This is a genomic window from Enterococcus sp. DIV1368d (assembly GCF_050542975.1).
GTDB classification, from domain to species: Bacteria; Bacillota; Bacilli; order Lactobacillales; family Enterococcaceae; genus Enterococcus_D; species Enterococcus_D casseliflavus.
Window position 1 is genome coordinate 1573442 of the sequence record NZ_CP172939.1, and the last position, 14356, is coordinate 1587797.

General features: G+C 39.3%; 13 protein-coding genes. 9 read left to right on the forward strand and 4 right to left on the reverse strand.

All coding sequences use genetic code 11. The features are described 5' to 3' along the window. Nucleotides 1-156: 156 nt before the first annotated feature. Nucleotides 157-1215, reverse strand: a complete 1059-nt coding sequence (locus tag IGJ44_RS07260; RefSeq protein ID WP_167827391.1) for a hypothetical protein — start codon at nt 1213-1215, stop codon at nt 157-159. A gap of 21 nt (nt 1216-1236) precedes the next feature. Beyond that, nucleotides 1237-1731 (reverse strand): hypothetical protein, encoded by a 495-nt coding sequence (locus IGJ44_RS07265; RefSeq protein ID WP_074536442.1) that lies wholly within the window; start codon nt 1729-1731, stop codon nt 1237-1239. Nucleotides 1732-2763: 1032 nt separating this feature from the next. Here IGJ44_RS07265 and IGJ44_RS07270 point away from each other — a divergent pair. Then, complete coding sequence (locus tag IGJ44_RS07270) at nt 2764-3231, forward strand: hypothetical protein (RefSeq protein WP_016610197.1); 468 nt, start codon at nt 2764-2766, stop codon at nt 3229-3231. Between the two features lie 472 nt (nt 3232-3703). After that, nucleotides 3704-5023: a helix-turn-helix domain-containing protein gene (locus tag IGJ44_RS07275; protein ID WP_430606574.1), complete on the forward strand. Its 1320-nt coding sequence runs from the start codon at nt 3704-3706 to the stop codon at nt 5021-5023. Nucleotides 5024-5185: 162 nt separating this feature from the next. Here IGJ44_RS07275 and IGJ44_RS07280 read toward each other — a convergent pair whose 3' ends face one another. Both IGJ44_RS07280 and IGJ44_RS07285 read right to left on the reverse strand, forming a co-directional pair. Then, complete coding sequence (locus IGJ44_RS07280; protein ID WP_005225878.1) at nt 5186-5497, reverse strand: DUF1827 family protein; 312 nt, start codon at nt 5495-5497, stop codon at nt 5186-5188. A gap of 148 nt (nt 5498-5645) precedes the next feature. Continuing rightward, nucleotides 5646-7910 carry an ATP-dependent Clp protease ATP-binding subunit gene (locus IGJ44_RS07285; RefSeq protein ID WP_205821503.1) on the reverse strand — a complete coding sequence of 755 codons (2265 nt, stop codon included), beginning with the start codon at nt 7908-7910 and terminating at the stop codon, nt 5646-5648. A 270-nt stretch (nt 7911-8180) separates the two neighbouring features. Between IGJ44_RS07285 and IGJ44_RS07290 the strand changes: the two genes are divergently transcribed. From IGJ44_RS07290 to IGJ44_RS07320, 7 genes are all read left to right on the forward strand, one after another. Beyond that, nucleotides 8181-8372, forward strand: a complete 192-nt coding sequence (locus IGJ44_RS07290) for a hypothetical protein (RefSeq protein WP_005225880.1) — start codon at nt 8181-8183, stop codon at nt 8370-8372. A gap of 160 nt (nt 8373-8532) precedes the next feature. Then, nucleotides 8533-8799 carry a phosphocarrier protein HPr gene (locus IGJ44_RS07295; protein WP_003126335.1) on the forward strand — a complete coding sequence of 89 codons (267 nt, stop codon included), beginning with the start codon at nt 8533-8535 and terminating at the stop codon, nt 8797-8799. Next, nucleotides 8799-10526, forward strand: a complete 1728-nt coding sequence (gene ptsP, locus IGJ44_RS07300; RefSeq protein ID WP_005225882.1) for a phosphoenolpyruvate--protein phosphotransferase — start codon at nt 8799-8801, stop codon at nt 10524-10526. The genes IGJ44_RS07295 and ptsP overlap by 1 nt, the downstream gene beginning before the upstream one ends. 266 nt (nt 10527-10792) lie before the next feature. After that, entirely contained in the window at nt 10793-11803 is a 1011-nt protein-coding gene (locus tag IGJ44_RS07305; RefSeq protein WP_010748077.1) for a glycosyltransferase, read from the forward strand. Nucleotides 11804-11834: 31 nt separating this feature from the next. After that, nucleotides 11835-13067: a glycosyltransferase family 4 protein gene (locus IGJ44_RS07310; RefSeq protein WP_005225884.1), complete on the forward strand. Its 1233-nt coding sequence runs from the start codon at nt 11835-11837 to the stop codon at nt 13065-13067. Between the two features lie 74 nt (nt 13068-13141). After that, on the forward strand, nt 13142-14017 hold the full coding sequence (locus IGJ44_RS07315) for an NAD(P)-dependent oxidoreductase (RefSeq protein WP_074536438.1): 876 nt from the start codon (nt 13142-13144) through the stop codon (nt 14015-14017). Nucleotides 14018-14100: 83 nt separating this feature from the next. Further along, on the forward strand, nt 14101-14331 hold the full coding sequence (locus IGJ44_RS07320) for a YkuJ family protein (RefSeq protein ID WP_005225886.1): 231 nt from the start codon (nt 14101-14103) through the stop codon (nt 14329-14331). Nucleotides 14332-14356: the final 25 nt, after the last annotated feature.

The following is a 14356-nucleotide window of genomic DNA, read 5'->3' on the forward strand; positions in this document are numbered from 1 at the left end:
AATAGGAGCGGTTTTTTGCTGCACATCTTTTTCTAATACTAGGTGATAAGTGCTTTTGCTGGAACAAGTTTGTGACTAATTGGTGGTACTAAAAAAAGGAGCTTTGAAGCGACCTCCAAAAGTTAGTCCTAAAAGCTAACTTTTGGGGTCACAACACTAGCCCTCTCTTTTTCTTTTTGATTTAAAAATATAGATGACTGCAGCTGCCAACGCTGCAACGAGAACAAAGATGATCCAGATAAGGATTTGATTATTTTTCTGAACATCGGCAGTGTTCGTTGGACGGTTCTCTTTTTTGAAGTTATCCAAGTCTTCTTTCTCATAGGAAAAAGTAGTCGTGATCGCTTTTCTAGTTGTTTCTATAGTTAAACGGTATTCGCCTTCAATAAGTTCACTATCATCTATTAAAGGAATCTGCATTCTTGATCTGGTTAACGGCGTTAAAAGAACGGAATCTGCTAACTCCCCAGAGGCAATTGTTTCTCCATTTGGGTTTATTAGTTCGTAGAGCGCATTGTTTAAGTTGCCTAAAATAGGATTATAGTTGAGGGCATAAAATTGTAGGTTTACCGTATCTTGAAGCGCAACAAAGAAGAAATCTTCATAAACGACGTCTTTGAGCTCTTCTACATCACTAAAAAGTAAGTTGATAAAAATAAGTGACTCATACACAGATTTGATACCAACTGAATCTTCTGCTGTTTCAAGACCCATGATCTGACTAAAATTGATTGCCCCCATCACGGTTCCTTCACGTGCAGGCTCCTCTGGAAGAGTGATTGTAACGGTCACAAGAACGGATTCATTTGGGAGAATCTCGATTTGATCATCGTCATCTAATGCTTCTGATTCGATCAATGCATAATTTGAAAAGTTATACTTATCATCTAGCAGTAAAGTCAAGTCATCGCTATAGATGATAGCCGATTCTCGTGAGAGAGCAGTAGAGGTGTAAGGCGTGACAACAATGGATGAGTCACCAGATCCAACATTTTCTAGAAAAATTTCAACAGTATACGCCGTCTCCTTTTCCGGAGAAATACTCAAGGTATTATCTGAAATTTTGTACTCCGTTTCTCTCAGAGTAAGTTTCAGTGAGTTCGTCGTCTCATCGGCATTTGCATTACGGATGTTTGTATTGCTGACCAGTGTTAGTAAGAGAAGCAACACAGAAATCCTTAGAAAAGGATTTCTGTGTTTGAATGTATGATTCATGATTTTTTTTCCTTCTGAAAATTATAAAGGTGGAGTTTCACCAGTATCGGTAGCATCTTGTGCAGTTATTGTAATGACAGGTCTGTTTTCGTCATCATATGCTATGGCGGAGACTCTATCAATCGTGAACGTTACTTCTTTACTTTCGTTTGCAGCAGAATATGCCAATGCCTCTACAGGAATTAGTGCATTTTCTGTGATGCTGATTGTATTTTCTGGTGCAGTAGTCACAATATTAACTGTTTTTGCAGCAGAAGTTAAGTTTTGTAATGTACCCCCAACGTTTGGTATGGCTCCAGAGACTTTTCCGCCGTTTTCTTCCAATATATCAGAAGTAATTTCTACAGAAGACGTTTCTTCTGGCATTAGTTCATTAAACTGGAATGTTGCAACACCATCAATAACTTCAATTTCAATAGGTTTGGTAATTGTTGGTATAGTATTGGCAAACGCGTTGACTCCTCCGGCTAACAACAAAGATGCAATGAATGTAGTACCCAAAATAACTTTTTTCATAATAAAACCTCACTTTAATTTTTGCAGATGAATTACTGCTTAAATAAAGTATACAATGATGGTGTATTATGTTATTATCCGTTTTTTCGCTATTTTTAATGAAAAAGTAGAAAGTATTTTATTAATCTGATTTTTTTATACAATAATTTAATTAAATATTCTAGTGGTCAAATGATGCTGATTATCAAGTCGACCTATCTTTCTGTCTACGAATTATCAATTCGGTAATAATGACTATGAAAGTAAATTTGTTGCAGGGTCATATTTTGGCTTTTATTTTAAGTCAAAGCCTTCTCAGAGTTGAAAGAATTGTCGTTCCAACTAGGATTGGACCTAAAAAACGAAAAAAATGTTATTCGTAGTCTCTGAGAATTTGCTCTGAATCAGTCGCTGTCAGAGAAACGAGTTCTGAAAATTCATGTTTAATATTTCTTTAGTGAACCCCTGCAATTCAATAGAAATCAACTTTCTATCATTTTTAAGAAACTATTTTGGAAGTAGCTTTACGCGTATGAACAGTTGCGTAGGGTGGTGATTAAAAAGTATGATTCTATATATGTATTCCTATTGGATAGGTATATCAAAGTTACTTATTTAAAAAATATCAATTAACGTTTTCATTCAATTTGTAATCTGCCCCTACAAATCTTCTAGCTTCAAGCGACAGAGACATCAAGGGTTACTCCTGTGTTAATAAACGTTCATGTTTGTTTCATTATAAAGAAATCTCAAAAAACTAACTGTGTGGGATGGCTATCTCATGAACCATAGATTTTAATAGGAAGCATATTTTTTTAAGAATATACAATCAGACTCTTTGAAGAAAGCTTTGAAAGAGTTTTTTTGTCTTTCTTAATTTTATGAAGTTGCTACCCGTTTCTAATCGACAGGTCTTTTAGTCAGTAGAAAGAAAAAGAGTGACAATGATTATTTTATTTGTAGTTTTTTTGAAAAAAAGACGATAAAAATCAGCTGGTTCTTACTATATCCTTAATAGCAGAGGATCAAAGTTCTTTTAAGGAGTGAATCAAAATGCTGCAAACCAGAATAAATTTCAGTGGACAAAAGAATGCTACCATGTTGACTGTGCGCTTTTTCAGCAACAAGACGAACACGATTTTAGAGAGAAATTTAATTGTGGATCAAGAGGATGATCGTCAATCGGTTCTTGACTACTTAGCAGAATCACTAGGGGAAATCAACATCTTGCAATACTCTTCGAAAAACGTTTTGTGTATCGCTGAACGTTCAAGGCTAGAAAAAGCAGGAGGCACGCATCGATTGGAACATTTTTGGGGAGATGTCATCAGTTATATCGTTGAGTGCGTGGATAAATCTGGTATTCATTATGATTTGCATGTCATTGGCAATGTTGATTCGGATGATGAAGAAATTATGCGGGCAATTAATGAGATGAGTGATGAATTGTCGATCATCAACATTTATGAATACAAAGATTGCTGGCTAAAAAGAGAAGATATTTTATTACAAGCTCTTTGAAATGAACTTGATTCCTCAAAGAAGTTTGTCCAGCTAGAAAATGATTTTACTCTCCAAGTCACTTACCAATCAATGAAAGAATACGAATTTTTTCTAAGTCTATGGAAACAGCTAATTCACAGGATCTTTTTAATGGTTTCCTACACTTTTTTGTTACAAAAGGTAAGAATCGTTTCACAAGTTTTTCTCACCCGTTCTGTTTTAAGAAGCGGGAATTTTTCTGAAGTTTTTATTAAAATTGTCCGTTTAATGAAAAAAGAGGCTCAAATTTAAGTTTATTTTACTATAATTGGAAACTAGGATACTTTTTAAATAAGGCGGGTAAAAAATTTTGGAATATATAGAAAAGTTGTATAGGTTTTATTTAACCAAAAAACAGGTAGATAAATTAACTATTATTAGAAATATCATTTTGGAGAAGCAGCTGTCTCTTGATAAAATATGTGAAACGATAAACAAATCTTTGTATCAGGTGAAAATATTGATCAATGAAATCGCCGAAGATATGAGAGAGTTTACGACCTTTGACGAGTCTATTTTTTTGTTGAAAAAGAGAACCGTTTATTTGTCACGAGAATTAAACGAAGAACAAAGCCTGCATATTTTTGTGAATCTAAAGAAGAAGTATTTCTTAGAATCTCCTTATTATCGTCTATTATCCTATTTGTTAAGAAAAAGAAAGACCCGTATGGTGGACATCTCAGAAGAATTGATTTTTAGTATTTCTTATTGTTATAAATTGATCAGCTATCTGAAAAAAATGCTGGTTATCCAAAATGTCCCGATTACTATCAATAACAATACAGATTCCATTGATCTGACAGGGGCAGAGCCTTGTGTGCGGATGTACCACTATTTAGTTGAGATCATGGCTTGTAATGTTTACATCAATCAGCGCACCCGTGCAAACGTTGAATTAGCTGCGAAAGAATATGAGCCGTTGAAAACTACAAAAGTGAAGCACGACATTATGTTTTCAATCATTGAAAATGCGGTGTTGAGGGGCTATATCGTCAATGAATTAGACGAAGCTTCCATCGCTATTTATGAGCAAATCAAGCAACTCAATGGGGAAAAACAAGTGATCAAGCTGCTGCCGATCAGAAGTCAGCAAGATATCGAGAAAGAACAGATTTTTTATCATTTCTGGGTTTTTCTCTTCATACCTGAAACGATCTCGGATCAAGAGAAACTTCTTTTAGGAAAACAGCTGCGAAACCTCTCGGGGAATCCATTGGTCGAATTTTCTGCCGATGTTGTGGCTGTCTTGTCGCAAAAGTATGATCTTTCCAAAGCGATCGAAGCGTTTCTTACCTATGAATTAGTGATGAATACATGGGGCTGTCTTCATCTCTTTTTGGATAGTTTTGTGTCTACTGAAGATTTGTCCTCTACGAACGAACGCGTATTAGAGGTGGAGGAGCTGATTGGGACCGTCTTGCAGCGCCATTCGTTTGTAATAGAAAAAGAAGCCCTTTTCTTAAGGAAAATCGCTCAGATTACAGCATCTTATTTACCTATCCAAAAAGAGGAACCGATTCGCATTGGTATTTCTCTTTTGAACCACCCAGAATATATTCCGGTCATTAAGAACAAACTATTGAAAATTTACAATGAAAATGTGATTCACTTTAGTTCGGACTTAGGAGACTCAGACATACTGGTTTCTGATGGCGTGCTGATCCATAATGAGTCACAGAAATTTACATTTTTTGGCAATGTTCATAGTACCAAGGATTGGCACAATCTACATGTGATGATCCAGTCGATGATTTCTAATAAATATACTTGAAAAAGAGAGCGTAACGCTCTCTTTTTTTGCTTGACTATCAGGTAGCGTTGGTCGAAGTACTAGGCGAAAGAAGGAGGAGAGAAGACAAAAAAAGATATCTATAAAAGAGGGCTGCGACAGTCACCTTTTATAGATATTTTTTAAACACGTGATTAGGCAAAGCTAACGTGAGGAAGACAACGTTTTTTTGATGGAGATTTCTACCACTTCGGGCATTTGGATCACAGAGATCGTAGCAGGATCATAGGAGCCATCAGGTAATTTTTTCAAGAAGTAATTTTTGATTTCTTCTACTTCCGTCGGGCGAATATTCCGTTTTTTATTGATCAGCAAAATTTCATTGTGGTTCGGCGCTGAGGTAAAGATCACGGTCGTGTCTCCGGCAGTGTAAACCTTTACAAGTTCTGCGTCGGTATTTTCAAGTTGATTCAATACTAGTCGAGAATGGCTGTTTGTAACGTTGATTAATTTCACCAGACTCACCTCACATTCTATGTATTTATTAATAACATTATAGGTCGTTTTTTTTCAAAAGAAAAGCCAGACAACTCGGAATTACCCAATTTTTTGGCAAAACATGGTTGTCTGGCAAAACGAACGGATTGGTCACCGTTTTGACACGTTATTGCTCATCTGTTTCCGATGGTTTTTCCTCTTCAGCAGAAGGTGTTTCTTGAGGAAGTGCAGAGGATTCGGCTGAAGTTACAACGATTTTATCGGAATCCTCCAATTGTGCTTTTAATTGACGAACTTGAGGATGCTCAAGATAATATTCAGCAATCCCGTCTTCGATTTGATCTTGGATGGTCCTGCGCAATGGGCGAGCACCCATCGTTGCACTGTAACCTAGATCGACCAGTTTTTCTTGCACGTCTTGTGGAACATCGATATGCAATTTTTGATGACTAAGTGTTTGATTGACATCATGCAGCATAAGGGACACGATCGATAACAAGTTTTCCTTGCTTAGTACCTTGAATTCGATGATCCCGTCAAAGCGATTGAGAAATTCTGGCGTAAAGTAATTGTTCAATTGATTTAACACGGAACGAGTGATGCCTTCACGCGCTGCGCCAAAGCCGACGTTGGCTTCAACTTTGCCAGTTCCAGCATTACTTGTCATGATGATCAAGGTATCTTTAAAGCTGACTGTACGTCCTTGGGCATCCGTCAAACGACCATCATCGAGAATTTGCAAGAACATATGCAATACATCAGGATGGGCTTTTTCCACTTCGTCTAATAAAATCAGGCTATATGGATTCCGACGAACTTTTTCCGTCAATTGACCCGCTTCTTCATAGCCAACGTAACCAGGAGGAGAGCCAATCAGTTTGGATACACTGTGTTTTTCCATGTATTCTGACATATCGAAACGAATCATCGATTCTTCAGAACCAAACATCTCATAGGCTAATTGTTTTGCTAATTCGGTTTTCCCGACACCGGTTGGACCGACGAATAAGAAAGAGCCAATTGGACGGTTTTGTTTGCCTAAACCGACCCGATTTCTGCGGATCGCTTTGGCTACTTTATCGATCGCTTCATCTTGTCCGATAACTTTAGCTTTCAAGTCATCCGCAAGATTTTTCAATTGCGTTTGTTCTTTTTCTTTCAATTCACCAACTGGAATATTTGTCCGTTCTTCAACGATTTGTTCCATGTCTTTTTCGGTAATGACTGGCGTTTCTTCTTCGCTGATTTGGCGTTCCTTCATTTTTTGCAATTTATTGATTTGATCGCGATAGTAAGCAGCTTTTTCGAAATCTTCTTCTCGAGAGGCAGCTTGTTTTTGCTCTTCCGCTTCTTGTAATTTCTTTTCGATCGTTTTTGGATCAACGATTTGGATCGTTAAGTTTTTCTTAGAACCTGTTTCATCTAGTAGATCGATTGCTTTATCAGGCAAGAATCGGTCTTGGATGTATCGGTTAGAAAGGGTAGCGGCAGCTGCGATCGCTTCATCAGTATATTTCACATGATGATAATCTTCATAACGTGGTTGCAAACCTTTTAAGATGCGGATCGTTTCTTCCACAGAAGGTTCATCCACCCGTACTGGTTGCAAACGGCGTTCTAAAGCAGCATCTTTTTCGATGATGCGGTATTCATTTAACGTCGTTGCTCCGACCATTTGTAGTTCTCCACGGGCAAGAGCTGGTTTTAAGATGTTTCCAGCATCCATATTTCCGTCGCCAGCTGCACCAGCGCCAACGATTTCATGGACTTCATCAATGAACAAAATCACGTTTTCTGCTTGCTTGATTTCTTCAATCAATTTTTGGATGCGTTCTTCGAATTGGCCACGAATACCTGTGCCTTGAACAAGAGACGCAACGTCCAAACGAATGACTTCTTTGTCCATCAGTTTTTGTGGTACATCGCCATCGACGATTTTTTGGGCTAACCCTTCAACGACGGCAGTTTTCCCAACCCCAGGTTCTCCAATAAGCACAGGGTTGTTTTTTGTTCGGCGATTAAGGATCTCAATCACTCGTTTGATCTCTGAATCACGACCTACGACTGGATCGACTTCGCCATCACGAGCCATTTGGGTAATATTGATACCGTATTCTCCTAACAGACCTGCAGCTGCTTGGTTATTGCGTGGAGGCTGACCGCCGACAAAACCATTACCGCCGGTTTGCGTCGGAGGGGTTTGTTCATAAGGGTTATTTCCTTGCTGCATCTGGCGAGACATTTGACGAAATAGATCATCAATATTGCCGAATCCAAAAGGATCTTGCGCCATTGCAGCTGCAGCATTCCCAGATTGAGCTTTTAATTTTTGGTAACAACTTTGACAATAATCGAGTTGTTTTCTTTGACCATTGACACTGGCATATAAATGAATAGACGCTTCATTTTTGCCGCAATTTTGACAAAGCATAGATTCACGACCTTTCATATTTGTTCCAACACCCTTATTTTACGGCGCTTTTTTACACTTGTAAAAGAAAAGGGGCTGTGTGCATAGAAACGGTCATCTTCGAGGTAATGTGTTATTGACCTTTACTGACCATAATTCTATTATACTAACTTTTTGTCAGACTGCAAGAATTTTACTCGTAAAAATTTTTGCCGCTCTTTCATTAGCAGAAGCGTCTTTTAAATAAAAAGTAATTCCATTATAATAGAAAGAAAGAGGTGAGAATTGAGGATGGAGAACAGAGATTTTGCTTCAGAAATAACGCGTTTGCGCAATGGAGAGATCCAAGAATTGATTGTCCAACAGCCAGAATTCCTGGCGTTTAGAGATGTCTGGCTCCAGTTGGAAGATCGGTCTTCTTTTGTCGGAGAAGCGGGTTTAAATGGGAAGATCATCTACCGTTATGTGCAAGAAAATAAATAGGACATTTATTTCAATCGTTTATTTAAGAGAAAACGGTTGTCTATCGAGGAAAAAAATGGTAATCTTAACAGTTGAAAGGGCGATTTTTTTCGGGTGTCATTGCATGCATGAAAATTTTGCCTTCACACAAAAAAACGTATCATAAAGGAGATTGATCAATATGGAAAAGAAAGATTTTCACGTAGTTGCTGAGACAGGGATTCACGCACGTCCAGCTACATTATTGGTTCAAACAGCAAGCAAATTCAACTCTGATATCAACTTAGAGTACAAAGGTAAATCAGTAAACCTTAAATCAATCATGGGCGTAATGTCATTAGGCGTTGGCCAAGGTTCTGATGTAACTATCACTGCTGAAGGTGCTGACGAAGCAGATGCAATCGCTGCAATCGTAGAAACAATGAAAAAAGAAGGTTTGTCTGAATAATGGTTGAGATGCTAAAAGGAATTGCTGCTAGTGATGGTGTAGCCGTTGCGAAAGCCTACCTGTTAGTACAACCTGATTTATCTTTTTCAAAAGTATCAGTTGAAGATACTGCAGCAGAGGAAGCACGCTTAGATGATGCGTTAGCGAAGTCAACAGCGGAATTACAACAAATCCGTGACAAAGCAGCGCAAACTTTAGGTGAAGCAGAAGCACAAGTATTTGATGCTCATTTAATGGTTCTTTCTGATCCTGAGATGATTGGTCAAATCAAACAAAACGTGACAGATAACAAAGTCAATGCAGAAGCTGCGTTGAAAGAAGTTACTGACATGTATATTGGTATGTTTGAAGCAATGGATGACAATGCTTACATGCAAGAACGGGCAGCTGACATTAAAGATGTCGCAAAACGTATCTTGGCGCATTTGCTGAATGTGACTTTGCCTAATCCTTCAATGATCAACGAAGAAGTAGTCGTTGTTGCGCATGACTTGACACCAAGTGATACTGCACAATTAGACCGCAACTTTGTAAAAGCTTTTGTAACAGATATCGGTGGACGTACTTCTCATTCCGCTATCATGGCACGTTCTCTTGAAATCCCAGCAATCGTTGGAACAATGGAGATCACTGCAAAAGTGAAAGCGGGCGACATCTTAGCTGTTAACGGTATTATCGGTGACGTTATCGTCAACCCGACAGATGACCAAGCAGCTGAATTTGTTGAAGCTGGGAAAGCCTACGCAGAACAAAAAGCAGAATGGGAAAAATTGAAAGATGCTGAAACAGTTACCGCTGATGGTAAGCACTTTGAATTAGCTGCGAACATTGGAACGCCTAAAGATTTAGAAGGTGTCCACAACAATGGTGCAGAAGCAGTCGGTTTATACCGTACTGAATTCTTGTACATGGATTCTCCTGATTTCCCAACAGAAGAAGACCAATACAAAGCATACAAAGCAGTTTTAGAAGGAATGGCTGGCAAACCAGTGGTTGTCCGTACAATGGATATCGGTGGCGATAAAGAACTTCCTTACCTAAAATTGCCTCATGAAATGAATCCTTTCTTAGGCTATCGTGCATTGCGTATCAGCTTATCTGAACTTGGGGATGACATGTTCCGTACCCAACTTCGTGCGTTGTTACGTGCCTCTGCTCACGGCAACTTACGTATCATGTTCCCAATGGTGGCAACATTGAAAGAGTTCCGTACTGCGAAGAAAATGTATGAAGAAGAGCGTCAAAAATTGATTGACGAAGGCGTTGAGGTTTCTAACGAGATCCAAGTCGGAATCATGATCGAAATTCCAGCAGCTGCTGTCTTAGCAGACAAGTTTGCGAAGGAAGTTGACTTCTTCAGTATTGGTACCAATGACTTGATCCAATACACAATGGCTGCAGACCGCATGAACGAGCGCGTGTCTTACTTGTACCAACCATACAACCCATCAATTTTACGTTTGATCAAAAACGTGATCGACTCAGCGCATGCTGAAGGCAAATGGGCTGGTATGTGTGGAGAAATGGCGGGCGATCAAACTGCTGTGCCGCTTCTTGTAGGTATGGGCTTAGATGAGTTCTCAATGAGTGCAACATCTGTTCTGAAAACACGCAGCTTAATGAAACGCTTGTCAACGACTGACATGCAAGAATTAGCAAAACGTGCTTTAGAAGATTGCGATACAATGGAAGAAGTTGTTGAGCTAATCGAACAGTATGTAAACTAATCATTTCTAGGCAACAAGCAATTTTGCTTGTTGCCTTTTTTTTTATAATAAGAAGCCTTCTTGTTCGATTTGACTTGCAACAGCCTGCTCGTTTTTTCAGAAAACGAACAATTTTGTCATATCTTTGTATAAAGCTATGATTCCGTAGGTTTTTCACGTATCATGATTAAATGGGGAACAAAATCTAGGACCATGGTAGGAGTATGTCTCCGATTGCCTATGGTATACTAATATCAGATATAAGCATTTCCAAGGAGGAATCATCTTTGAAAGTACTTCTTTATTTTGAAGGAGAAAAATTATTAGCTAAATCAGGTATCGGTCGAGCGTTGGCCCATCAGCAACGAGCACTGACATCTGTCGGGATTCCTTTTACTCTTGATAAAAATGATGAGGACTATGATATCCTTCATATCAACACGTATGGGATCAATAGTATGCACATGGTCAACAAAGCCAAAAGACAAGGGAAAAAAGTGATTTATCATGCCCATTCTACAGAAGAGGATTTTCGTAATTCATTTATCGGCTCAAACCAGCTTTCGCCATTATATAAAAAATATTTGATCAATCTTTATTCTAGAGCCGATCAGTTGATCACCCCGACTCCTTATTCGAAAGAACTTTTGGAAGGGTATGGTATCCAAGTACCGATCGAGGCAATCTCAAACGGCATCGATCTTGACAAATATCAGCCGGATCAAGAGAAAGAAAAAGCCTTTCGCGAGTATTTCAATCTCTTACCAGATCAAAAAGTCATTATATCCGTCGGTTTATTTTTTGAACGAAAAGGCATTCTTGATTTTGTAGAGATAGCTAGACAGTTGCCTGAGTATACGTTTATCTGGTTTGGTCATACACCAATGATGACGATTCCTAAACAGATCCGCGACCTCGTCAATGAAGACCATCCAGAAAATGTGTTGTTTCCAGGTTATATCAAAGGGGATATCATCGAAGGCGCATATTCCGCTGCCGATTTATTCTTCTTTCCTTCTTATGAAGAAACAGAAGGGATCGTAGTCCTTGAGGCGTTAGCCAGCCGCCAAAATGTGCTTGTTCGGGATATTCCTGTTTATAAAGGGTGGCTAAGTAATGGGCGCAATGCATACATGGAAAAAACCAATGAAGGATTTATTGAGAAAATCAAAGGAATCGTGGAGGGCACGTTACCACCATTGAGTGAAGCGGGTTATGAAACAGCAAAGCAAAAGAGTATTGATGAAATTGGGTTTAAATTACAAGAGGTTTATACAAAAGTGATGAATACGGAATGAAGAAACTAATGTAAAGTTTGGAGGTACCGTTTTGAAAATCGGATTTTTTACTGACACCTACTTCCCCCAGGTAAGTGGTGTGGCGACATCGATCAAGACATTGAAAGAAGAGCTTGAGAAAAAAGGCCATAAAGTGTATATCTTTACAACGACCGATCCAAATGCTGATCTGGATGAAGAAGATATCATTCGCATGCCAAGTGTCCCGTTTGTGTCCTTCAAAGATCGGCGAATCGTGGTTCGCGGCATGTTGTATGCCTATTTGATCGCCAAAGAATTAGAATTGGAATTGATCCATACCCATACAGAGTTTGGTTCTGGGATGTTGGGGAAAATGGTGGGGCGTAAATTGCAGATTCCTGTGATCCATACCTACCATACAATGTATGAAGATTACTTGCACTACATCGCAAACGGAAAGGTCTTGCGGCCATCTCACGTGAAATATCTTTCACGGCTATTTGCCAACCACTCGACAGGTGTTGTTTGTCCAAGTGAACGGGTCATCGATACGCTGAGAGGGTATGGTGTGGTTTCACCGATGCGGATCATCCCCACAGGGATCGAAGTTGAGAAGTTTCGCCGACCGGACATTACAACTGACATGAAAAAAGAATTGCGGGAGAAATTGGGCATCACTGAGAATCAGCCCATGCTGCTTTCCCTCAGCCGTATTTCTTATGAAAAAAATATCCAAGCAATCATCGACGGCATGCCAGAAATTTTAACGAAGATTCCTGATGCGCAATTAGTGATCGTTGGGAAAGGTCCGCATAAAGAAAAATTAGAAGAAAAAGTGGTGGATATGGCTCTATCTGACCATGTTCAATTTGTTGGCGAAGTGGCAAATGATAAAGTGGCGATCTATTACCACGCTGCGGATTACTTCGTTAGTGCGTCCACATCAGAAACACAGGGACTGACTTACACGGAAGCAATGGCTGCTGGAACCCCGTTAGTCGTTGAAGGCAATGACTACTTAAATACCTTGATCGACGATCCGTCTTTAGGCGTAACCTATGAGAGTGATCGGGATTTCGCAAAAGCATTTATTGATTATTATGAACGAAAGATTCCTGCTGATCCCGAAGTTCTTGCTAGAAAAATGTACGAGATCTCGGCATTGCGCTTCGGTGAGTCGATGCTATCTTTCTACCATGACATGGTCGCTTATTATGAAACAGAACGCATCGAAAAAGAAACCGAGCAGACGCTAGAAAAATTCAAAGTAAAATTAAAGGCCTTTCGCCGAACGATCGATTAAACAGAAAATTTTCGCAAGTTCATGTTTTTAGCGTATACTAAAGACATGAACTTTTTTATTTTGGAGGGATCTGCATGAAATTAGGATTTATCGGTACTGGTGTCATGGGTCAAGCGATGGTTGGTCATCTTTTAGCTGCAGGACATACAGTGAATGTTTACAATCGGACGAAAGCAAAAACAGATGAACTCGTTGCGAATGGAGCAATTTGGTGTGACACCCCAACAGAAGTTGCATCAGAAAGTGAAATCATCTTTACAATGGTTGGTTATCCATCCGACGTTGAAGAGGTTTACTATGGGGCACAAGGGATTTTTCAAACGGCTGTGACGGGCAAAACACTGGTGGATTTTACCACCAGTACACCTGATTTGGCAGAACGAATCTACCAGACAGCGAAGGAAAAAGGAGCAGCGAGTATTGATGCGCCAGTTTCTGGTGGTGATCTTGGTGCGAGAAACGCCACGCTAACGATTATGGTTGGTGGCGATGAAGAAGCTTACCAACAAGTAAAACCACTTTTTGAAGTATTAGGAAAGACGTTTCAACTTCAAGGAGGGGCAGGGAAGGGTCAGCATACGAAAATGGCCAATCAGATCATGATTGCCGGAACCATGACGGGGATGACAGAAATGCTGGTCTATGCGAATCAAGCCGGTCTTGATTTACCACGAGTGATTGACACGCTTTCTGGCGGTGGGGCAGCCAATTGGTCCATGACGAATTACAGTCCTCGTATCCTAAAAGAGGATTATTCTCCAGGCTTTTTTGTCAAACATTTCATCAAAGATTTGGGGATCGCTTTGGATGAGGCCAAGAAGATGGGATTGGATTTGCCAAGCACCGCTTTAGCTAAAAAATTGTATGATCAGTTAGCTGAAAAAGGCTTCGAAAATGACGGAACGCAGGCGCTGATTAAACTTTGGTGGCAAGATGGAAAAAAATCTTAAAATGACAAAAAAAATACGAAAAATCAATGCAAGATAGAGGATGTTTTGATACAATATAACGGACAGAAAAAGGAGGCTTACGAATGAAAAGTTCGCAATTAGTCGCTATCATCAAACGTTTAGAAGCGATGGTCGAAGCGCAAGACAATGAAGTTCAAGTACGTCGTTTTGAAAAAGAAGGCGTCGAAAAATGTACCGTTACTTATGACAATTCGACAGAAACGTTTGAATTAACGGAAGCAGAATCAAGTCAATCTTATCAATTTGATAATGTTGATATTGTAGCCATGGAAATCTATGATTTGATCCAATAAGAATGAGTGGGACGTTCGTCGTCGC

Coding starts and splice junctions, on each gene's coding strand:
- IGJ44_RS07260 (WP_167827391.1), bottom strand. CDS start 1,215: ATGAATCATACATTCAAACACAGAAATCCTTTTCTAAGGATTTCTGTG.
- IGJ44_RS07265 (WP_074536442.1), bottom strand. CDS start 1,731: ATGAAAAAAGTTATTTTGGGTACTACATTCATTGCATCTTTGTTGTTA.
- IGJ44_RS07270 (WP_016610197.1), top strand. CDS start 2,764: ATGCTGCAAACCAGAATAAATTTCAGTGGACAAAAGAATGCTACCATG.
- IGJ44_RS07285 (WP_205821503.1), bottom strand. CDS start 7,910: ATGCTTTGTCAAAATTGCGGCAAAAATGAAGCGTCTATTCATTTATAT.
- IGJ44_RS07290 (WP_005225880.1), top strand. CDS start 8,181: ATGGAGAACAGAGATTTTGCTTCAGAAATAACGCGTTTGCGCAATGGA.
- IGJ44_RS07295 (WP_003126335.1), top strand. CDS start 8,533: ATGGAAAAGAAAGATTTTCACGTAGTTGCTGAGACAGGGATTCACGCA.
- ptsP (WP_005225882.1), top strand. CDS start 8,799: ATGGTTGAGATGCTAAAAGGAATTGCTGCTAGTGATGGTGTAGCCGTT.
- IGJ44_RS07315 (WP_074536438.1), top strand. CDS start 13,142: ATGAAATTAGGATTTATCGGTACTGGTGTCATGGGTCAAGCGATGGTT.
- IGJ44_RS07320 (WP_005225886.1), top strand. CDS start 14,101: ATGAAAAGTTCGCAATTAGTCGCTATCATCAAACGTTTAGAAGCGATG.